Origin of the sequence: Pseudotenacibaculum sp. MALMAid0570 (genome assembly GCF_040151415.1) — a bacterium.
GTDB lineage: Bacteria > Bacteroidota > Bacteroidia > Flavobacteriales > Flavobacteriaceae > Polaribacter.
Genome location: NZ_JBDKWF010000050.1, coordinates 204,081 through 226,639, shown reverse-complemented (window position 1 = coordinate 226,639; position 22,559 = coordinate 204,081). Strand labels below are relative to the sequence as shown.

The 22,559-nt window shown below is 31.9% G+C and carries 22 protein-coding genes; 8 read left to right on the top strand and 14 right to left on the bottom strand.

All coding sequences use genetic code 11. The features are described 5' to 3' along the window. Positions 1-92 precede the first annotated feature (92 nt). From AAON49_RS13275 to AAON49_RS13265, 3 genes are all read left to right on the top strand, one after another. Positions 93-1,091: a hypothetical protein gene (locus AAON49_RS13275; protein ID WP_349555271.1), complete on the top strand. Its 999-nt coding sequence runs from the start codon at positions 93-95 to the stop codon at positions 1,089-1,091. 80 nt (positions 1,092-1,171) lie between these two features. Then, entirely contained in the window at positions 1,172-2,296 is a 1,125-nt protein-coding gene (gene folK / locus AAON49_RS13270; RefSeq protein WP_349555269.1) for a 2-amino-4-hydroxy-6-hydroxymethyldihydropteridine diphosphokinase, read from the top strand. Positions 2,297-2,360: 64 nt separating this feature from the next. Then, positions 2,361-3,869, top strand: coding sequence for an OmpA family protein (locus tag AAON49_RS13265; protein ID WP_349555268.1), 1,509 nt, complete (start codon positions 2,361-2,363; stop codon positions 3,867-3,869). Between the two features lie 37 nt (positions 3,870-3,906). Here the strand turns inward: AAON49_RS13265 and AAON49_RS13260 are convergent, their stop codons facing one another. The 3 genes from AAON49_RS13260 to gldB form a co-directional block, all read right to left on the bottom strand. Further along, positions 3,907-4,395 (bottom strand): hypothetical protein, encoded by a 489-nt coding sequence (locus tag AAON49_RS13260; protein ID WP_349555266.1) that lies wholly within the window; start codon positions 4,393-4,395, stop codon positions 3,907-3,909. 85 nt (positions 4,396-4,480) lie between these two features. Then, a complete protein-coding gene (gene gldC, locus AAON49_RS13255) occupies positions 4,481-4,819 on the bottom strand; it encodes a gliding motility protein GldC (protein WP_349555264.1) in 339 nt (112 codons plus the stop codon). After that, complete coding sequence (gldB, locus tag AAON49_RS13250; RefSeq protein WP_349555262.1) at positions 4,819-5,778, bottom strand: gliding motility lipoprotein GldB; 960 nt, start codon at positions 5,776-5,778, stop codon at positions 4,819-4,821. The genes gldC and gldB overlap by 1 nt, the downstream gene beginning before the upstream one ends. Positions 5,779-5,835: 57 nt before the next feature. Here gldB and nadE point away from each other — a divergent pair, with 57 nt between their 5' ends. Continuing rightward, complete coding sequence (gene nadE, locus AAON49_RS13245; protein WP_349555260.1) at positions 5,836-6,624, top strand: NAD(+) synthase; 789 nt, start codon at positions 5,836-5,838, stop codon at positions 6,622-6,624. On the opposite strand, the gene AAON49_RS13240 is transcribed toward nadE, so the two are convergent. From AAON49_RS13240 to AAON49_RS13200, 9 genes are all read right to left on the bottom strand, one after another. Further along, positions 6,616-6,747 carry a hypothetical protein gene (locus AAON49_RS13240; protein ID WP_349555259.1) on the bottom strand — a complete coding sequence of 44 codons (132 nt, stop codon included), beginning with the start codon at positions 6,745-6,747 and terminating at the stop codon, positions 6,616-6,618. The genes nadE and AAON49_RS13240 overlap by 9 nt on opposite strands. A 185-nt stretch (positions 6,748-6,932) precedes the next feature. Next, positions 6,933-8,888: a DNA primase gene (gene dnaG / locus AAON49_RS13235; RefSeq protein ID WP_349555257.1), complete on the bottom strand. Its 1,956-nt coding sequence runs from the start codon at positions 8,886-8,888 to the stop codon at positions 6,933-6,935. 100 nt (positions 8,889-8,988) lie between these two features. Beyond that, on the bottom strand, positions 8,989-10,227 hold the full coding sequence (gene clpX / locus AAON49_RS13230; protein ID WP_349555255.1) for an ATP-dependent Clp protease ATP-binding subunit ClpX: 1,239 nt from the start codon (positions 10,225-10,227) through the stop codon (positions 8,989-8,991). 24 nt (positions 10,228-10,251) lie between these two features. After that, on the bottom strand, positions 10,252-10,911 hold the full coding sequence (locus tag AAON49_RS13225; protein WP_349555253.1) for a ClpP family protease: 660 nt from the start codon (positions 10,909-10,911) through the stop codon (positions 10,252-10,254). A 123-nt stretch (positions 10,912-11,034) separates the two neighbouring features. Beyond that, complete coding sequence (gene tig, locus AAON49_RS13220) at positions 11,035-12,357, bottom strand: trigger factor (RefSeq protein ID WP_349555252.1); 1,323 nt, start codon at positions 12,355-12,357, stop codon at positions 11,035-11,037. 79 nt (positions 12,358-12,436) lie between these two features. Beyond that, entirely contained in the window at positions 12,437-12,793 is a 357-nt protein-coding gene (locus tag AAON49_RS13215; protein ID WP_349555250.1) for a phage holin family protein, read from the bottom strand. 33 nt (positions 12,794-12,826) lie between these two features. Continuing rightward, entirely contained in the window at positions 12,827-14,641 is a 1,815-nt protein-coding gene (locus AAON49_RS13210) for a GNAT family N-acyltransferase (protein WP_349555248.1), read from the bottom strand. A 57-nt stretch (positions 14,642-14,698) separates the two neighbouring features. Further along, complete coding sequence (locus AAON49_RS13205; protein ID WP_349555247.1) at positions 14,699-15,949, bottom strand: aspartate kinase; 1,251 nt, start codon at positions 15,947-15,949, stop codon at positions 14,699-14,701. Beyond that, on the bottom strand, positions 15,946-16,431 hold the full coding sequence (locus AAON49_RS13200; protein ID WP_349555246.1) for a GNAT family N-acetyltransferase: 486 nt from the start codon (positions 16,429-16,431) through the stop codon (positions 15,946-15,948). Before AAON49_RS13200 ends, AAON49_RS13205 begins: the two co-directional genes overlap by 4 nt. A gap of 122 nt (positions 16,432-16,553) precedes the next feature. On the opposite strand from AAON49_RS13200, the gene fbp reads away from it, so the two are divergent. The 4 genes from fbp to AAON49_RS13180 all read left to right on the top strand — a co-directional run bounded on the left by fbp (position 16,554) and on the right by AAON49_RS13180 (position 19,576). Continuing rightward, a complete protein-coding gene (gene fbp, locus AAON49_RS13195; RefSeq protein ID WP_349555244.1) occupies positions 16,554-17,558 on the top strand; it encodes a class 1 fructose-bisphosphatase in 1,005 nt (334 codons plus the stop codon). A gap of 72 nt (positions 17,559-17,630) precedes the next feature. Next, a complete protein-coding gene (locus AAON49_RS13190; protein ID WP_349555243.1) occupies positions 17,631-18,326 on the top strand; it encodes a Bax inhibitor-1/YccA family protein in 696 nt (231 codons plus the stop codon). 9 nt (positions 18,327-18,335) lie between these two features. Beyond that, complete coding sequence (locus AAON49_RS13185; RefSeq protein ID WP_349555242.1) at positions 18,336-18,698, top strand: hypothetical protein; 363 nt, start codon at positions 18,336-18,338, stop codon at positions 18,696-18,698. A 269-nt stretch (positions 18,699-18,967) separates the two neighbouring features. After that, on the top strand, positions 18,968-19,576 hold the full coding sequence (locus tag AAON49_RS13180) for a superoxide dismutase (RefSeq protein ID WP_349555241.1): 609 nt from the start codon (positions 18,968-18,970) through the stop codon (positions 19,574-19,576). 72 nt (positions 19,577-19,648) lie between these two features. Here the strand turns inward: AAON49_RS13180 and AAON49_RS13175 are convergent, their stop codons facing one another. Beyond that, complete coding sequence (locus AAON49_RS13175; protein WP_349555240.1) at positions 19,649-21,547, bottom strand: amidophosphoribosyltransferase; 1,899 nt, start codon at positions 21,545-21,547, stop codon at positions 19,649-19,651. A 61-nt stretch (positions 21,548-21,608) separates the two neighbouring features. Next, positions 21,609-22,535 carry a PfkB family carbohydrate kinase gene (locus AAON49_RS13170; RefSeq protein WP_349555238.1) on the bottom strand — a complete coding sequence of 309 codons (927 nt, stop codon included), beginning with the start codon at positions 22,533-22,535 and terminating at the stop codon, positions 21,609-21,611. Positions 22,536-22,559: the final 24 nt, after the last annotated feature.

Below are 22,559 nucleotides of genomic sequence, written 5' to 3'. Positions count from 1 at the left end.
TAACAGAAAAGAATAATTAATACAGAGATTTTATTTTATTTTTAGTATTTTTTACAAAAAATAATTCATTCATACATTTTAAATTGCAAATAATGCAAAAACAATTTATCAACTATTTAAAAGAGCGATGTTCTACAAATTCTTCATTTGTTGACGAAATAGCAAATGCACTAGATTTAGGATATGATGCAGCCTATAGAAGAGCTACCTTAAAAACTAATTTAACTTTAGAAGAAGGGGTGAAACTTGCAAAACATTTTAAGGTTTCGCTTAATAAGTTATATGAGGTAGGCAGTCAAAACACTATTTTAGTAGAAAGGTCTCCAATCATCTCTAATGAAGAGAAACTAGAAGCTTATTTCTCACAATCTATTGACAACTTACTTCCTTTAACAAAACTTAATAGTGCCTCTATCATATATTCAGCAAAGGACATCCCGCTGTTTTACACTTTAAAAGACTCTTTTATAACTCGATACAAAATTTATGTTTGGTTGAAATTAACAAATAAAGAGATGACAAAAAACAAGGTCTCTTTTGATAAATTCATAAAAACCATTCCAAATTCATTATTAGAAAAAGCCTATGAATTAGGCAGGACATACAACTACATCAATATTACGGAGTTTTGGAACGACAATACAATTAATGGTACCATTCAACAAATTATCTACTTTTATGAATCTCAGCTATTATCAAAAGATTTGGCTTTAAAAATTTGTGATGACTTAGAAGAGATTGTACATCATGTAGAACAACAAACTATTCATCAAAGCATTATCAATTCTAAGAACAATGCTACCTACAACTTGTACAAAAGCGATTTATTAACAATGAGTAACATTATCATGGTAAAAACCAACTTCAAGAAAGTTTTTTTTACTCCTTATACAGTACTAGAGTATTTAAAAATAGAGCATCAGGAAACTTGTAACATTATGGAAGATTTTTTTGAGCGTCAAATGATTAATTCGAAACTATTAGTTCATTCAGGAGAAAAAGACAGAACTCTATTCTTTAATAGAATGCATCAAAAAATAAATACACTAAGAGAGCGAATAGCTATTGAAAAAAAGTCTTCCTTTCTATAAAAAATGAGTCTGAAATATTTTAGCGATTTTTATTCACATTCTAAACTTTATACATAAGTTTTAGTTTCTTTGTAGTCTTAATGAAAATTCAAAGAATTACATACCTATCTCTTGGCTCTAATCAAGGAAATAAATTAGATAATTTGCAAAAAGCAATTAATGCTATTGCTGATAAAATTGGAGCTGTTCAAAAAGTTTCATCTGTATACAAAACGGCTTCTTGGGGATATGAAGGAGAAGATTTTTACAACATCTGTATTCAAATTTCTACATATTTACAGCCAGAGTCGTTAATGGAACGATTGCTCCAAGTAGAAACAGATTTAGGAAGAGTGAGAAGTAATTCTGACAATTATACTGATAGAAACATTGATATAGACATCCTTCTTTTTGATGACGAGATTATTTTCTCTAAAACACTAAAAATTCCTCATCCAAGAATGTTGGAAAGAAAATTTGTTTTAGTTCCTCTAGAGGAAATTGCAAAAAACAGTATTCATCCCGTAGAAAAAAAGCAACTTCATCAATGTTTAAAGAATTGCACAGATGATAGCTTAATTGAAAAATTACCAGATCAATTAATTAGGCCAATTCCTCTTTCAGAAAAATACAATTACATCGCAATTGAAGGAAATATTGGAGCAGGAAAAACATCGCTTGTTAATATGATGAGTGATGAGTTTAACGCGAAAGTAGTTTTAGAACGATTTGCCGACAATCCTTTTCTTCCTAAGTTTTATGAAGACAAGGAACGTTATGCATTTCCTTTAGAAATGAGTTTTTTGGCCGATAGATACCAGCAGCTAAGTGATGATTTAGCGCAATTCGACTTATTTAAAAACTTTATTGTTTCTGATTACTATATCTTTAAATCATTAATTTTTGCACAAGTTACATTGCAAAAAGAAGAATATGCGCTGTACAGAAAGATGTTTGATATCATGTATAAAGAGATTACGAAACCAGATTTGTACATCTATTTATACCAGAATACAGACCGTTTACTTGAAAATATTAAGAAAAGAGGCAGGGAATACGAACAAAATATTGAAGCTGAGTATTTGCAAAAAATCCATGATGGCTATGCCAACTTTATTAAAACTGAACAACATCTTAATACCTTAATTATTGATGTGTCAGAACTAGATTTTGTAGAGAATAACCATGATTATGAGGAGATTCTAAAAAAAATTAATTTAAGTTAACATTTTTTTATACTTTTGACCTCAATGAAATTCCCCCCCTGAAACAGATTTAATACCGCAGTTTATGAGGAGAATTTTACTTGCAAGTCTATTTGCTTTTATTAGCATACACTTATCTGCACAATTTACAACAGACCAGTACACTTATAAAAAGAGCATCAACCTTAGAAATAGTAATTCTTGGGCAATAGGTGGTGGTTTCAGTAATTTCATTATGCATGGGGACTTACGCTCAATTGGAACTGGAAATCAAGGAAATTTCTGGAACTTTGGTGGTTATCTATATGTAGATAAAATGTTTAACCCTTTACTTGGGCTAGAATTTAAAGTTAATTATAATAAAATATCTGGAGGGGCTCAGTATTTCTCAGACATATATGAAGTACTATATGTAGACAATACAAATATTACTAACAATTTATTTTTTGAAGGTAGAGCATATGGAGCTGAATTAAATTTAATTTTTAGCTTCTCTAATTTATACGAACATCTTACTAGAAAATGGCATGTGTCTGGTTATTTTGGAATGGGGTATCATCAGTACAATTCAAGTTTATATGAAAGAAACCCTGATGGATCTAGAGATTTACTTGTAGATTTTGGATTTAATCCTGCTAGAAACAGTATTAGGCAGGCGAGTTCTATTTATTTAACCGCTCAATTGGGAATCAAATATAGAGTAAGTAAAAGAGTTGATATCGAATTTAGACCTTCATGGTATTTCAATTACGAAGATCATTTAGATGCTGCAATTTCTAACAAACAAGATTGGGAGACTTTCTTTGTAAATCATTTAGGTGTTACCATCAAATTAGGAAAGGAAAAAGTGTTTACAATTTGGGGTGAAGATGATTTAAAAGATTCTATTGGATCACCTGGCATTCAGCTTGTAGATACAGATAAAGATGGTGTAATTGATCAATTAGATAAAGAACCTAACACTCCAGAAGGTGTAATGGTATATGCCAATGGTGTTTCTGTTGATAGCGATGGAGATAAAATTCCAGATTACAAAGATGAGTGTAGATTTGAACCAGGACCTGAGAACAACAATGGATGCCCTGTACTTGGTGATAGAGACAAAGATGGCATTCCAGATAGAAAAGATAAATGTATCGATGTAAAAGGATTAGAGAGATATGAAGGTTGTCCAGATAATGAATCCTTGAAGTTAACAGAAGTTGTTGAAGTATTAAACTACTCTAAAAACATCTATTTTGATACTGCTAGTAACGAGATAAAGAGCGCTAACTATTACACAATGTTAGATGAAGTTGCTAACATCATGTTGAAGAATCCAAATGTATCATTTAGCGTTTCTGGATATACTGATGATCGAGGTGAAGAGAATTACAACCAGAAATTATCTGAAAGAAGAGCAAACGAAGCTAGATTGTATTTAATTGCCAGAGGTGTAGAAGAAGATAGAATTAGTTCTGCTGGTTATGGTGAGTTAAATCCTAAATACGATAATAGTACATCACAAGGAAGACAATTAAACAGAAGAGTAGAAATCAAATCTGTTGGCCCTTATGAAAAGAAAACGAAAGTTATTATTGATCGAAAAAATTAATGATTAAACAAAAAGGCCCGCTAAAAGCGGGCCTTTTTTAATACACAAATGTGCCTTTCATTTCAACCTGAACACTCACTGATAAAAAGTGAAATGTATCAGATTCTCCCACAAAAGAAAAGTCTAATGTTGTCTTTTCTAAAAATAATTCTGCTATTCTAGATAAAGTTTCTGGATCTTCAATACTTACATGTTCCATATTAGATTCAAAAGAACCTAATAAAATATCGTCTATATATATTTGTCCGTTATCAATTTCTCCTTGATAATTACTGAAATTACATATAAACTTATTGATTTTTAGTTCTGTTAATCTAAGTATATATTTCTCGTAAGATTCTGAAGAAGTTAGATCTAATAAAAGATTATTTGCTACTTGGTTACTGGGATCTTCAGGAGATCTCTCCAACACCATACTTCCTTGTATTGTATTATCTATGAAAAAAGCAGCGGTATCTTCTTGGTAAGAACAGGAAAAAAATAAGGAGACGATTCCTATAGCACAGAGCACTTTTAGAGGTTTCATTTTAGGGGATTTTGGGGGTTAAAATCAGCTAAATGTATGAAAAAAAACTAATTATAAAAATTCGAAGTGCTTTTTTTTTAACAAATTACTTGTTGATCAACTCAAGTTTTTCAGCAAAATAATCACAAAAATCCTTCATTGTAGCACTCATTTTTTCATCATTTGTTGCACGATGAAAAGTGTTCGCCATAGAAACCAACGTTTGATGAAAAAATTGCTTCATTTCATCTACAGGCATGTCTTTAGTCCAAAGATCCATTCGTAAAGTATCTTTTTGTTTATGATCCCAAACAGATAGCATTATCGCCTTAGATTCTTCTTCATTGATACCACCATCTTCAGCAGACCAGCTTATGTTTTCTGGAACTCTATTTTCGTCTAACTCTACAGTAAATTCTATTTTGGATGTATGTGCTATTGCCATTATCTTTTAGGTTTATATTTTGATTTTTTAAAGATCTCTTCAGCATTCATCTTTAAAAGTGTTTGCAAAGATACATCATTCTTTTCCATAAAAGAGCGAACAATTTGCCAACCAATCCATTCACCAATCCTACCAGGAGAATTTGCATCTTCTGCTAAATAGAACTTAGAAAAAGGTGCTTCATCTAAAAATCGTTTGTTTAGCTTAGTATCTGTACTGTATAATAAATCATTTTCTATAAAATAACGCCAAATCTCTGCCTCGTTATCTTCAGCCCAAGTTAATTTTTCCTTTGAATATCCTATTTTTAACAAGTCAGATTTTCTTGGAAGGTAAAGATCCAATAGATATTGTTTTTTTCCGGCGGCAATCATCTTTCCTAAAAAAGTTCGATCTAGTGATTGTTTTACTTGTAAATCGATAAATTGATTTGCAACGTCAACCACAATTCTTTCTTGTTTGTTGTTTATTTTAATATAGTCAGGATAATCCGCATAAAACGGACTTGTTACTCCTAAATAAACATCCAAGGAAATAAAAAGCAAAGGAGAAGCATAAATAACGCGATATTCGTAGTCTATATTGCTAAGCACAGTAATAACACTTGGCGCGATAAAATCTTTATTATAGTATTTTACATGTTTGAATAATTCTTCAAACTCATTTCTTGTTTTGGAGAAGTCTTGATAGACTTTTTGCGTTTCTCTATACAACTCTTGCTCATCTGGATCATTAATCTTAGCAATCCAAACACTATCATTAGTTTCTTTTGGGAATAAATCTGGATATTTTACTTTTAAAGCACCTAGACTCTCTTGATTAGACTGATAAAAATCAACATCAAACCTTTTTACTGTAAAATTTACGTTTATTCCTGAAAGATCAACAATATTTTTAGGCTCATCTTCACAAGAAAATAAGAAGGTAGAAACTATTAAAAAGAAAAAAAAATTACGCATTTGCTTTGTATCTTAGCTTAGAAAATCTAAACGTCAAAAATACTAAAATAGTTTCCGATGCAAGTAGAAAAGGTTACAGATCATATTGTAGATTGGTTAAAAGAATATGCTAAAAAAGCAGGAGTAAAAGGTTTTGTCATTGGGATTTCTGGAGGAATAGATTCTGCTGTTACCTCAACTTTGTGTGCAAAAACTGGATTTGAAACTTTATGTTTAGAAATGCCTATACACCAAGCTCCAAATCAAGTAAGCAGAGCTTTAAACCATATCAAATGGTTGCAAGAAAACTTTAGTAATGTTCAGAATACAAAAGTAGATTTAACACCTGTTTTTGATAGTTTAGTTACTTCTTTACCTTCTGTAGAGAATGAAAAAGAGCGTTTTTTAACACTAGCCAATGCCAGAGCTCGTTTGCGCATGACTACACTATACTATTTTGCAGGATTAGATGGTTATTTAGTTGCAGGAACTGGAAACAAAGTAGAAGATTTTGGAGTTGGTTTTTATACCAAATATGGAGATGGAGGTGTAGATTTAAGCCCAATTGCAGATTTAATGAAATCTGAGGTATATCAAATAGCAGCGTATTTAGGAGTTAATCAAGATATTCAAAAAGCAGCTCCTACTGATGGTTTATGGGGAGATGATAGAACTGATGAGGATCAGCTAGGCGCTAGTTATGACGAATTGGAATGGGCGATGTATATGCAAGAACAAGGAAAAACTATAAATGATTTTTCAGGAAGAGAAAAAGAAGTTTTTCAAAAGTATACCAAACTAAATGCTGCCAATCAGCATAAAATGGTTCCAATACCAGTCTGTGAAATTCCTGAAGTATTAAAGTAGATTTGCTGCAACTAGCATTTTCTTTATTCTCAAATAAGCCTTCTTTTTTGACCCATTGGCAATTTGAAATGGTAAAATTAAGAATAGTTGAATAATCTTAATTATTTGCATAATTCTTTTCATAATACATTAAATTTTCTTTTTCAGGGGGCACACTAAAGGATGTGCAATGTACAAAAAAAATACAAACTAACTCTTTTTATGGGCTGAGTTGCGCAAAAAAGGGTGGAAACACCCTTTTATAATTAGTGTTTACACATAGTTAGACCTTAAAACTGACATATAGTTTTAAAAATGGATAATAACAACTACACTACTCTCATTAACTTACTGTACAATCTTTTCTTAAGACCAGTATAGTTTTGAACCATTTCAAGGTCATTAGAAGTAATTTTTGAAGCATCGTCTTGAGATATTAGATTTTTTATCTTTCTGTCAATTAAAATGCGTCTTAAGTTTAAAATAGCATCTGTTACTAGTTTAGAAAGTATTTCTTCAGACTCTGTCACAAAAATGTTTTTTCTTTCCCAATCACTTAAAGCATATCTCTCATCATCCATCAGAATAGAAGTAACCATAGATGCTACTGCTGAATCTTCATGATTAATAAAGGCATCCATGTCTATTTTATCTGATTGATTCATTTGATGAATCATCTCATAATAAATCTTCTTAAAAATTGCATTGCTAAATTCAATTTCATCATCTTGAAGGTTCAAATAAAATTCTTTTGAAACCTGATTTGAATATTTTTCTTTTTCTAAATGAATATTTCCCTCCTCATCTTCAACCTCAATATAATCTATAAAATCTGTCTCTTTGTTCCCAAAGAGCAAAAGAATTCTAATGATTTCTTTCTCTAGAATAAATAAAGAATCTATTTCTTCTACTTGAGCTTGTTTTGCTTTAACAACTTCAAAAGATTGTTGTTCCTTTTTCTGGTTTTTTGCAAACTCTTTGGTATTCTTAGAGATAAGTTGTGCTAACTCACTGAACAATACTCGCTCTGAAATATCCATAATTCTTGAGCATTCTTGTACATATACCTCTCTTTGTATACTATCTGGAATCTTTGAAATACTGGTAACAATATCACGAATTAATCCTGCTTTTTTCACAGGATCATTCTGAGCTTCTTGCATTAACAGAGAAACCTTAAAATTGATAAAATCTTGCGCAGAAGTTTCTAAATACTCTTTTAACTCAGCATCTGAATGTTTTTTTGCAAAACTATCGGGATCTTCGCCTTCTGGAAATGCAACGACTTTAACATTCATGCCTTGTTCAAGAATAAGGTCTATTCCTCTTATTGACGCTCTTATCCCTGCAGCATCTCCATCAAACAGTACAGTAATATTTTTGGTAAGTCTATTTACCAGTCGTATTTGGTCTGGTGTTAATGCAGTTCCAGAAGAGGCAACTACATTTTCAATTCCAGATTGGTAGAAAGAAATTACATCAGTATATCCTTCTACTAAAAAGCAATTGTCTTGTTTAGCTATCTCCTTTTTAGCATGATAGATTCCATATAAAATCTTACTCTTATGATAGATATCACTCTCAGGAGAATTAACATACTTTGCAGTTTTTTTATCATTAGAAAGTGTTCGCCCTCCAAAACCTAATATTCTTCCAGACATACTATGGATTGGGAACATCACTCTTCCTTTAAATCGATCAAATTGTTTTTGCTCTCTAACAATTGTAAGCCCTGTTTTATCGAGATATTTTAAATCATATCCTTTGTTAAGAGCTTCCTTTGTAAAAGCATCCCATTCGTCTAAACAATATCCTAAATCAAATGTTTTGATAATGTCTTCGCGATACCCTCTTTCTTTAAAGTAGCTAAGGCCGATAGCCTTTCCTTGATCTGAATTTAGCAAAGTGTCATGAAAGTAATCCTTGGCAAACTTGGAAACCAAAAACATACTTTCTCGTTCATTCATCTGTTCTTTTTGTTCATCAGTTTGAACAGTCTCTTCAATCTCAATGTTATATTTCTTAGCTAAATAACGAATGGCTTCAGGATAAGAGTAATGTTCATGTTCCATTAAAAAAGAAATCGCATTTCCTCCTTTGCCTGTACTGAAATCTTTCCAAATTTGTTTTACTGGCGACACCATGAAAGAAGGTGTCTTTTCATCTGTAAAGGGGCTTAATCCTTTAAAGTTGCTTCCTGCCTTTTTTAGTTGAACAAATTCTCCAATAACCTCCTCTACTCGAGCAGTTTCAAAAACACGATCTATGGTACTTCTAGATATCATTTATTTTGATGGATGGAAAGTGAAAACAAATATAACAAATTGAAAAACCTCACCAATGATTATTAGTGAGGTTTGTATTCTATTTAATTTAATAACGGTTTTAAGAAGCCGCTCTTAACTTTTTCAATGTAGTTTTGGTTAATTTTCCTTCAGCATAATCTTTAGTGACAACAAACTCTTTTTGATCTGTACTAGGCAGTTCAAACATTGCATCAGTTAAGATTGCTTCGCAAAGAGATCTTAATCCTCTAGCTCCTAATTTGTACTCAACAGCTTTATCAACAATATATTGTAAAGCATCGTCTTCAATTACAAAACTTACCTCGTCCATTGAGAATAATTTGGTGTACTGTTTTATAATTGAATTTTTAGGTTCCGTTAAAATTGCTCTTAAGGCATCAGCATCCAATGGATTCATATAACTTAATACTGGTAAACGACCAATTATTTCAGGAATTAAACCAAATGATTTTAAATCTGATGGAATAATATACTGTAGCAAGTTATCTTCATCTATTTTGTCTTCAGATAGAGATGCACTGTAACCAACGGCTTGCATATTTAAGCGCTTGCTAATGATTTTATCTATTCCAGAAAAAGCTCCTCCAGCAATGAATAAAATATCTTTAGTATCTACTTCGATAAATTTTTGCTCTGGATGTTTTCTTCCTCCTTTAGGTGCCACATTTACAACGGCTCCTTCTAGTAACTTTAATAAAGCCTGCTGAACTCCTTCTCCAGAAACATCTCTAGTAATAGAAGGGTTATCTCCTTTACGAGCTATTTTGTCAATTTCATCGATAAAAACAATACCTCTTTCCGCTTTTATAACATCGTAATCTGCAGCTTGCAATAATCTACTTAAGATACTTTCTACATCTTCTCCTACATATCCTGCTTGTGTTAATACTGTAGCATCTACAATAGAAAAAGGAACATTTAACATCTTAGCAATGGTTCTGGCTATTAATGTTTTTCCAGTTCCTGTTTCTCCTACTAAGACAATATTACTTTTTTCTATTTCTACCTCATTCTCATCATTCTTTGTTTGAAGTAAACGCTTGTAGTGATTATAAACCGCAACAGACATCGATTTTTTGGTCTCTTCTTGACCAATGATATATTGGTCTAAGAAGGATTTTATTTCCAAAGGTTTTTTGAGAATTAATTCTTTGGAAAGATTTCCAGATTTTGCTTCGGCAATCTCTTCTTCTACAATTCCGTGGGCTTGCTCGATACATTTATCGCAGATATGGGCATCCATTCCTGCAATAAGCAAATCTGTTTCAGCTTTTTTTCGACCACAAAAGGAACATTCTAAATTTTCTTCTTTTGCCATGATTTATTTTTCTTTGTTGAAAGATTATTTTCTTTCCAATACTTCATCAATCATACCGTATGCTTTTGCTTCTTCTGCTCGCATCCAGTAATCTCTATCAGAATCTTTTAATACTTGATCAAAGGTTTGCCCTGAGTGTTTTGCTATAATTTCATATAACTCATCTCTTACCTTTAGTGTTTCTTTTACTGCAATTTCCATATCAGCAACTTGTCCTTGTGTTCCACTCATAGGTTGGTGAATCATAATTCTAGAGTGTGGTAATGCAGATCGTTTTCCTTTTTCTCCAGCACACATTAAAACGGCTGCCATTGAGGCACCTATTCCAGTACAAATAGTTGCTACATCTGGTTTGATAAACTGCATTGTGTCATAAATTCCCAATCCAGCATATACACTTCCTCCTGGAGAATTGATATAAATTGAAATGTCTTTAGAAGAATCTACACTTTCTAAAAACAATAATTGTGCTTGTATAATATTAGCAATTTGATCGTTTACTCCTGTTCCTAAAAAGATAATGCGATCCATCATCAACCTAGAGAAAACATCCATCGCAACAGCATTCAATTGTCTTTCTTCTATGATATTTGGTGTCATATTGGTAATCAACTGATGATAATATGTACTGCTAATGCCGCGATCTTTAATTGCGTATTTTTCAAATTCTTTTCCGTAATCCATTTAAATATTCCTTTTTAAGATTCTCTGTAAAGATACTAACTATTGATGAATAATTTTGTTACAATGAAGTGCTAAAAAAACTCCTCTTTTTAGGAGGAGTTTTTTTGATGAATTATTTAATTCTTATTTGTAAACTTCTTTAATAAAGTCTTCGTAAGAAACTTCTTTTGATTTGAAGCTCATGTTTTCTTTATAGAATTCTAATAACTTTTGACTAATTAATTGATCTTGTAATCTTCTAGCTTCTTCTTGGTTTGATAAAATTCTACCTGCAATATCTTCCAATTCAGAATCTTCTGGATTCATGTTTCCAAACTGAGCCATTTGAGATCTAATAAATCCTTTAGCGTATTCTTTTAACTCTTCATAGTCTAATTTGATTTCATTATCTCTCATGATTTTTTCCTGAATCAATTGATAACGCAATCCTTTTTCAGACTTGTTATATTCTTCAACAGCTTCTTCTGTAGATAATTGCTTTTCTCCTGCAGTTGCTAACCATTTTGTTAAAAATTCTGAAGGTAAATCAAACTTAGTATTTTCAATTAAATGCTCTGTTACTGCGTTTAACAATTGCTGATCTGCTTGTTGTTGAAATTGCTTTTCAGCATCTGCTTTAATTCTTTCTCTTAATTCAGTTACTGTTTTTACACTTCCATCAGCAAATAACTTATCAAATAACTCTTGATCTAAATCTGCTAATTCGATTTCTGTTGTTTCTTCTATTGTAAAAGTAACTTTAACGTCTAAATCGTGAGCATCATCGTGAGATACACCTAGGGCTCCCATTAATTTATGAGAATCTGTAAAAAGCCCTTTAGTTTTTAGCTCAAGAACATCTCCTACTTTTTTCCCTACGAATTTTTTAAGATTTACTTTTCCTTTGATGTCTACAACATTGATCGTAGATTTTTTATTAATCTCTTTTTCTTCATTAACAAAAGTTCCAGTTACGTTTGTTTTTTCATCAATTGCTTCAACAGTAGACATTTTCCCATAACGAGATTGAAGGTTTTCAACTTCTTTGTCTATTAAAGCTTCATCTGCAGTAATATTGTACTGAGTAACTTTCTTTTTTGATTTAAGATTTACATCAAATTCAGGAGCCAAACCTAGTTCGAATTCAAAAGACAAGGTTTCTGCATCCCAAGAAAAATCATCACTTACTTTTGGTAATGGATTTCCTAAGATATCTAATTTTTCTTCTACTAAAAATTTGTTTAACGACTCTTGTAAAAGCTTGTTTACCTCATCAATCATAATAGATTTTCCGTATTGCTTTTTAACCATTCCCATAGGCACATGACCTTTTCTAAATCCTGGGATGTTTGCTTTTTTACGGTAGTCGTTTAAAATCTCTTCTACTTTTGTTTGATAATCTTCTGCTACGATATCAACTTTCACAACTGCATTTAATGCGTCAACGCTTTCTTTTGTAATATTCATCTGACTCTAAAATTCTTAAAAAATTGGCTGCAAAATTACAGCTTTTTCTGAATTCCTACAAAGTTTAATTGCTTCTATTTCAGTCATTTTCTTTTTCGTCTTCAAAGAATGAAAACAAATAAGATCTAAACAAGGAAAGGAGAATACTAAAGATGAAAGCTGCAAAGAAACCGGAGACATGGAATCCTTCTACTAGTTTTCCGGCCAATAGTATAATAATTGCATTGATTACGAACAAAAAGAGTCCTAATGAGATAATGGTTGCTGGTAAGGTAAGAAATATAATAAGCGGCCTCACAAACATGTTCAACAACGAAATAACTACTGCAACAACAACTGCAGTTAGATAATTATTCTCGATATCAATTCCTGGCACAAAACTCGCCAGTACAATTACGGCCAAAGCCGTTAGTAATATTTTGAAAAAATTCTTCATAGCCCCAAGATTTAAGAATTATCAATTTTTACTCTATTCTGTTTTCTGTCCTATTTCACTAGCTTTTTTTTCTAATTCAGCCTGAAATTCTTCCATGACTGGTTTTACTGTACTATCTGGTAGATCTACAATCTTGATATACATGAGTCCATCTACAGCATTGTTAAATTTTGGATCTACATTAAATGCTACCAAACGAGCATTTTGCTTTACATATTTTTTTATTAGAACTGGGATTCTCAATGCTCCTGGCTCAATTTCATCAATAACTTTATCAAATTTTTGCATATCTGCTTTTGCTGCATCAAATACAAAATCTTTGTCTGCGTCTTTTAATTTGACCTTAAATTCTTTTTTTGGCTGTATATACTGCGCAACATAAGGATCGTAATAATGTGATTTCATGAACTCAATCATCAAAGATTTTGAGAATTCGGAAAACTGATTACTAATGCTAACTCCTCCCATCAAATATTTGTGATTTGGGTAACGCAAAGTAACATGTACAATTCCTTTCCAGAGTAAAAATAAAGGCATGGGTTTTTGCTGATATTCTTTAATGATAAAAGCTCTTCCCATTTCTATTGTTTGCTCCATCATTCCATATAACTCTGGTTCAAACCTAAAAAGTGATTGTATATAAAAACCTTCTATTCCGTAACGCTTGTATATATCTTTTCCTAGTCCCATTCTATAAGCTCCTGCCAAAGTATTTTCAGAAGAATCCCATAAAAACATATGGTAGTAATACTTATCAAACTTATCAAGATCTATAGATTTATTGGTTCCTTCTCCAACATCTCGGAATGTGATTTCCCTCAATCTTCCAATTTCATGCAGAAGATTAGGTATTTCTTTAGCGGAAGCAAAAAACACTTCGTAGTTTTTACTTTGCAAGAGACGCTTATCATTATCTCTTAAGTAATTTACTTCTTTTATAAAGGAGTTTATATTCTTTTGAGATGATATTTTCTTTGGAGGGGAACTTATTTTTAAATTCTGAGTAGATAATATTTTTTGAGGCTTCTTCTCAAAAGGATTTGCTAGCATGTAGGTTTTCTTCCTGATATAAGCATAAAATGAGTCGATATCTTGATGTTCTTGTTGGTCTTTTACAGAAATTGGTTTCCCAATTCTTACCTTAACAACTCTGTTCTTTTGCGACAGTAACTCTGAAGGCAACTTTGCTGTTCTTAAAGTATCACTAATTTTTGATAGAATATAAAACAGCTTGCTGTTTTTCGCGTGAAAATAGATTGGAATAATTGGAACTTCAGCTTTTTTGATTAATCGAACAGCACCATCTTCCCATGGTTTATCAACCATTAATTTCCCATCTCTATAGGTAGATACTTCTCCTGCGGGGAAAATCCCCAACGGATACCCTTCTTTTAAATGTTCTAAAGCTTGTTTTATTCCTCCAACACTAGATTTAGCGTCTTTGTGGTTTTCGAAGGGATTTACAGCTAGAGTAAAAGGTTTTAAAGGCTCTATTCTGTGGATTAAAAAATTAGACATAATCTTAAAATCCGATCTTTTCTCCAATAATAATTTGAGAAGTAACACCCCATCTACACCTCCAAGTGGGTGATTGGAAACCGTAATAAATGGACCTTCTTTAGGAATTCTTTTTAAATCTTCTTCTGGAATTTCAAACTGAATTTGAAATTCTTCTAACACAGAATTTAAAAAAATTAAATCTTTTTTATCCTTATGTTTTTTATAAATCCTATTAAGAGCTGATATTCTTAGCAATCGCATTAGAATCCAACCAAAGAAAGTACCTAGAAAACCAAACTTATCAGCTCCTATTACTTTAGCAATTTCCTTCGATGTAACTAGCCCCATACGTTATACCTTCGCGTAACTACAAACATAGTCAAAAAATCGACACTGTAAACAGTTCTATTGTTTGATTACAATTTGTGCAGTTTCTTTATTAATTTGAGTCAAAAGAGGCAATCCGTTTTGCTGAATTTCACCCAATGATTTGTCGGTAAAATGCCTAACCGTGTATAAATCTACTCCTTTGACAACGTCTACTTTATATGAAGACTTCAACTCTTCGAGAAATGTTTCAAACTGATTGAATTTATTATCAACACAAACAGAAAAGCTAATTGCAGAATTTTGAATTAAATTTACTTTGAGCAAGTATTGATGTAATAATTTAAATATGTGGCTGATATTATTTTCAACCATGAAAGAGAAATCTAATGCAGAAATCGACACTAATATTTGATCTTTCTTTACAATAAAACAAGGCAGATAAGGTTTTATTGCTACTCCTCTTGTAACTTTAGTTCCTTTTAAGTTTAGATCTTTAAAAGATCTAACAAACAAAGGGATTTCTTTACTCTGTAATGGCTGAATGGTTTTAGGATGTATTACTGAGGCTCCATAAAAAGCCATCTCTATAGTTTCTTCATAAGATATTTGTTCTAACAGCTGTGTCTCTTTAAAAACTCTAGGATCTGCATTCAGTACACCTTCTACATCTTTCCATATTGTTACTTCTTTTGCATCTAAACAATATGCAAAAATTCCTGCTGTGTAATCAGAACCTTCTCTTCCTAATGTTGTTGTATTTCCTTTAGTATCACCTCCTAAAAATCCTTGAACAATGTTCAGTTTTTTCTGATCTATTGATTCTATAATAGTTTCTTGAGTTTTTTGCCAATCTACTTTTGCATCTCTATGACTATTATCGGTTATGATTAATTTTCGAACATCATTCCATATATTCTCTATTCCTTCTTCAACAAAATAATTACTAACAATGGTTGTAGAAAGCAACTCTCCAACACTAACAATTTGATCGTATAAATAATCATAACTCTTAGAATCATTTTTAGCTAAAAAGCTGTTTAAGTTTTTAAACAGGCCGCTTACTTTATCCAAAACAATATTGGGTTCATCAAAAAGAGCGTTCACTATATCTTCATGAAAACCAACAACAAAATCCAATGATTTTTTAAAACTGGCTTTATCATAACAATAAGCATGTACAATATTCTCAAAAGCATTAGTCATTTTTCCCATAGCAGAAATAACAAGCAAACAACCTTCTGTTCCTTCGCTTTTTAAAATTTTCGCAACGTTTTGGATGCTATCAGCATCTTTTATTGAAGCTCCTCCAAACTTATATACTTTCACTGGTTTTCTTTTTGAATGAATTCTTTCAATTTCTCATCAGTCATATGAACTACTTGCCAACCTTTTAAAATGTGAGCTCCTGTACTTTCATAAAAATCAATAGCATTTTTATTCCAATCTAACACTTCCCAAGCTACTCTTTTATAACCATTACCAAAAGCATATCTCATCAACTCAGAATACAAAGCCTTTCCTACTCCTAATTTTCGCTTTGATTCTGTAACTATAAGATCTTCTAAATGAATAGTTTTTCCTTTCCAAGTTGAATATCTTTCATAAAAAAGAGCCATTCCAATAATTTCATCATTCTCCTCTGCAACATAGACTTTAAATTTTGGAGATTCAGAAAATCCGTTCTCTTCCAAATCCTGTACAGATATTTTTACGGCATTGGGTTCATTTTCAAAAACTGCTAATTCGGTAATTAACCTATGAACAGATTTCATGTCTTCTTTGGTTGCAAATCGAATGGTAAAACTCATGGGTAATAAATAAAAACCAAATATAATCTAACAGATTCAAATCAACAGAAATAAGTTTACGAAAACGTTATCGTTCTTTAAAAAAAAGTAGCATCTTTGTATACCTAAATTGTATTCTCAGCATGGCTAGTAAAAACCAAACTCTAGGTGAATTTATTATTGAAAATCAGTCTTCATTCAAATATACTTCAGGAGAATTATCAAGATTAATCAATTCGATTCGATTAGCTGCTAAGGTGGTAAATCACGAAGTAAACAAAGCTGGATTGGTTGATATTATTGGTGCTGCTGGCGACACAAATATCCAAGGAGAGGATCAACAAAAATTGGATGTTTATGCCAATGACAAGTTCATACAGACTTTAATTAACAGGAACATTGTTTGCGGTATTGCAAGTGAAGAGGAAGACGATTTTATTGCGATTAATAGTCAGGATGAAAATCATCAAAATAAGTACGTTGTTTTAATTGATCCTTTAGATGGTTCATCCAATATTGATGTGAATGTTTCTGTAGGTACTATTTTTTCGGTTTACAGACGTGTTACACCAGTTGGCACTCCTGTTCAATTGGAAGATTTCTTGCAAAAAGGAAGTCAACAAGTAGCTGCTGGTTATGTTATTTACGGAACTTCTACAATGCTAGTTTATACCACGGGTGATGGTGTGAATGGTTTTACATTAAATCCTGCTATTGGAAGTTATTATTTATCACATCCTAATATGCAATTTCCTGAAGATGGAAAAATCTATTCAGTAAATGAAGGGAATTACATTCATTTTCCTCAAGGTGTAAAAGATTACATTAAATATTGTCAAGAAGAAGAAGGCGATAGACCCTATACAAGTAGATACATTGGCTCTTTGGTTTCTGATTTTCACAGAAACATGATCAAAGGAGGTATCTATATGTATCCTAAAAGTTCGAAAAACTCTAACGGAAAGTTACGTTTATTGTATGAGTGTAATCCTATGGCATTCTTAGCTGAACAAGCCAATGGAAAAGCCAGTGATGGATTTACTAGAATTATGGATCTTGAGCCTACTGAGCTTCACCAAAGAGTACCTTTCTTTTGCGGAAGTAAAAATATGGTGGAAAAGGCTGAAGAATTTATGAGGAATTCTTAATTCTAAGAATAAACTTTTACTTTTTTTTAATTAGTTTTAGGTTTTTAAAATTGCTAAAACTAATCACATATTATGAATACACGTAAAATTACTGAGGAACAAATTGCTTCCGAACAAGCTCGATTTATTACCAAAGTTTATACATGGATGTCAGTTGCATTATCAATTACTGGTTTTGTAGCCTATTGGGTCTCTATTACCCCTGCTGTTTCCGAATTTATTTTTTCTGAAAGATTTATTTTTTATGGCTTATTAATTTTTGAGCTTTTATTAGTGATGTTTTTAGCAGGCATGATTGATAAAATGTCTGCGAAAACTGCAATAATAGCCTTTATATTTTATTCATTTCTAAATGGACTCACACTATCTGTAATTTTTCTTATATATACAACTGAATCTATAGCTTCTACTTTCTGGATTACTGCTGGAACATTTGCTTTAATGAGTGCTTATGGTTACTATACTAAAAAAGATTTAACATCTATAGGGAATTTAGCTTTTATGGGGTTAATAGGCTTAATAATAGCTTCAATTGTAAATTTATTTTTCCACAATGAAATGTTATATTGGATTACAACTTATGCTGGAATTTTGATTTTTGTTGGTCTTACTGCTTATGATACTCAAAAGATTAAAGAAATGAACATTATTGGAAATGAAGGCACTGAAGAAGATACAAAAGAATCAGTTATGGGAGCTCTAACTCTTTATTTAGATTTCATTAATCTATTCCTATATCTACTCAGACTTTTTGGCAAAAGAAAGTAAAGTTATTATATGGATAGTTATTATCTTGAGAAAAGATTAAGGTATCTTAATGGTAAAATTAAAAGATTAGAAAAAAACTCTAATTTTTTTGGCAAGAATATTATTAAAGTAATCTTATTTGGTATTGGATTTAGTTTCTTAGCTCCAAGATATTATCAACATGACAGCTATACAGGATATACAAGTGACACCATTCAAGAACGGATGGATGGCAATTATTGGAACGCCGTATTATTATGTGCAGGAGTTTACATCTCATTAAGCCTTCTTGGACATTTTATTTGGGGAATTCAAGATAGAAGAAAAATGAAAAAATTAATTGAAAGAAAAAGAAAAATTGAAGAAAAAATAAGTTCTAGAAAAAGAGAATGAGTGATCTACTAGAATTTTTAGCAGATTTATTCATTACTATTAGTGATAGTAAATCTAAAAACAGCAAATTAAGAAGTGGTTGTCTGCTAATTATTCTGTTATTATTTATCTCTTGTATGCTTTATCTAACTCTTTTCTAAAAAAAGAACTTTATCATTTTATCTTATAGCAATATAAATTATCAAAAAGTTAACCACTTGTACGCCCTGCTTTTTATAGTTAAATTTGTGTGATTAAAAAAAGAAAAATTAACTACTAAATACAATATTATGGCTTTTGAATTACCAGAATTAGGCTATGCATATGATGCATTAGAGCCTCATATAGATGCAAAAACTATGGAAATCCACCATAGCAAACATCACAATGGTTATACTACAAAATTAAATGCTGCTATTGAAGGAACAGAACTTGAAGGAAAATACATCGAAGAAATCATTACAAATTTAGACATGAACAATGCTGCTGTCCGTAATAATGGTGGAGGTTTTTATAACCACTCATTATTTTGGGAAGTAATGGATCCAAATGATAGAGGAGAATTATCTGGAGAGTTAAAAGATGCTATTGATGCTGCTTTTGGTTCTTTTGACGGATTTAAAGATGCTTTTTCTAAAGCAGCTGCTACTCAATTCGGTTCAGGATGGGCTTGGTTATGTGTAAACCAAGGAGGTTCTGTAGAAGTATGTGCTACTCCAAACCAAGACAATCCATTAATGCCAGGTGTTGCTTGCGATGGAACTCCTATTTTAGGAATTGATGTATGGGAGCATGCTTATTATTTAAACTACCAAAACAGACGTCCTGATTATATTGAAGCTTTCTTTAATGTAATTAACTGGAATGAAGTTACAAGACGTTACAACGTAGGGAAATAATTCTCTTAATCTTTATAAACTAAAAAAGCACCCAATTGGGTGCTTTTTTAGTTTATATCAATAATTAGCCAATTAGTAAGCTCTTTTATTATTTCCTTCGTAAAAATTGATAAACGCATTGTTTACAACTCGATGACCACCATCTGTTGGGTAGTCTCCTGTAAAGTACCAATCTCCTAAGTTTTCCGGACAGGCTTTATGTAAATTATCTACTGTTTGATAGATCACTTCAACATCTGCAACAATTTCATCAGTCTTTAACATTTCAGCTATCTTATCAGAAATTTCTTGATCTTTAAACGGAGCATAGATTTCTTTTACATAATTTACAATCTCTGCATCAGAATCATTTACTTGATTTTTACATTTTTGATAAACCTCATCAACAATGTGATATTGATTGGTATCTTTCAGCAATTCTAAAGCTGCTTTAAACGCAATGAAATCACCAATTCTAGCCATATCAATACCGTAGCAATCAGGATAACGAATTTGAGGAGCCGATGAAACAATCACTATTTTTTTAGGTTGTAATCGATCTAAAATTTTAATGATACTCTTCTTTAAGGTAGTTCCTCGAACGATACTATCATCAATGACCACTAAATTATCTGTAGATTTTACTACTCCATAAGTAACATCATAAACATGTGCTACAAGATCGTCTCTGCTATTATCATCAGCAATAAACGTTCTTAATTTGGCATCTTTAATCGCTATCTTTTCAAAACGAGGTCTTTCAGATAAAATCTCTGTGACTTTCTCAGCAGAAAGCGCACGTTGTCCTGACAATATTTTTGATGTCTTTTGTTTATTCAACACATCCTCTGCAGCTTCAGTCATTCCATAAAAAGATGTCTCCGCAGTATTTGGAATGAAAGAGAAAACTGTATTTGAAATATCATCATTTATTGATTCTAAAACCTGAGGAAATACATATTTTCCTAAATTTTTACGCTCTTGGTATATTCCAGCGTCACTTCCTCTAGAGAAATAAATGCGTTCAAATGAGCAGGATTTTTTCTCTCTTTGTTCTAATATTTGCTCTACCGAAGCTTTTCCGTTTTTCTTAATAATTAGAGCATGTCCTCTGTCTAACTCCTTAATCTCTTCTAACTTAACATTAAAAACAGTTTGAATTACAGGCCTTTCTGAAGCAACTACTACAACCTCATCATCTTCATAGAAAAATGTTGGGCGAATCCCATTAGGATCTCTTAACACAAATGCATCTCCATGACCCATTAATCCAGCCATAGCATATCCTCCATCCCAATTCTTAGAAGAACGTTGTAAAATTCGCTGAATATTTAAATGTTCTTCAATATAAGGAGAAGCCTCAAACTTAGACATTCCTTTTTCTTTTGCTTGCTGATATAAATCTGCTACTTCTTCTTCTAAAAAGTGCCCTATCTTCTCCATCACAGTAACAGTATCTGTAAACTCTTTTGGATGCTGACCAAGTTCTATCAGTTCTTCCAAGAGCTGCATAGAATTTGTCATATTAAAATTTCCTGCTACAATTAAGTTCTGATGCTTCCAATTACTTTGGCGTAAAAAAGGATGCACACTTTCCATACTATTCTTACCAAAAGTTCCGTAACGAACATGACCTAAAAACAGGTTTCCTATATAAGGCATGTTTTGTTCTTGCCAAGAAACATCATCTAATTTATCTGGATTTTTTTCAAAGACTCCATTCAGTCGTTCGTTAATTTTCTTAAACACATGTTGAATAGGTTGCGATTTATTGGAACGTACTCTGCTAATATATCGTTGACCGGGTTCTACATTAAATTTAACACTTGCCAAACCAGCACCATCTTGACCTCTATTGTGTTGTTTTTCCATCAACAAATACATTTTATTCAAGCCATAAAAAGCTGTTCCGTATTTGTCTTTATAAAACTGTAATGGTTTTTTTAATCTTACTAAAGCAATTCCACATTCGTGTTTAATAGCGTCGCTCATGGATAGATAATTGTATGTTTATTTTAATAAAAAATCCGCGCAGTGATGCGCGGATTTTAATTTATGATAATTTGATATCAAACTGTGTTAATTCTTTAAACGCTCCAAGTCGCTCTTTCACTTCATCTCCTGATAGCTCCTCCATTCGTTGTGTTCCGAATTTCTCTACACAGAACGAGGCCAAGTTTGAACCGTAAATAATTGCATTTTTCAAATTCTCAAAAGATATATCCTCTGTTTTAGCAAGATATCCAGCAAAACCTCCTGCAAACGTATCTCCTGCTCCAGTTGGATCAAAAACTTCAGCTAATGGTAAAGCTGGTGCAAAAAACATTTTCCCATTATTAAATAACAATGCTCCATGCTCACCTTTCTTTATCACAACATATTTTGGTCCCATCTCATGAATCTTCTTTGCTGCATTTACCAAAGAATATTCTCCGCTTAACTGACGAGCTTCTTCATCATTAATAGTAATCACATCAATTCTTTTTAAAACTTTATGTAAATCTTCCAAAGCAGAATCCATCCAAAAGTTCATGGTATCTAAAATTGCTAATTTAGGTTTTTGATTCATCTGATCTAAAACCGACATTTGCGTTGAAGGATGTAAATTTCCTAACATGACAATGTCAGCATCTTTAAATGATTCTGGAACCACTGGAGTAAAGTCTGCTAATACGTTTAGTTCTGTAACTAAAGTATCACGAGAATTCATATCGTTATGATATTTCCCACTCCAGAAAAAAGTTTTCCCATTTTCAACAATTTCAACACCGTCAGTGTTGATTCCTTTTGAGTTCATCATTTCCAAATATTCTTTTGGAAAATCACCTCCTACTACCGATACAACGCCGGTATGCACTCCAAATTGAGCTGCTGCTAATCCAACAAAAGTTCCAGATCCTCCTAAAATCTTGTCTGTCTTTCCAAACGGAGTTTCTATGGCGTCAAATGCAACAGTTCCAACTGCTAATAATTTACTCATTTCTTGTTTTTTTACCGTAATTTT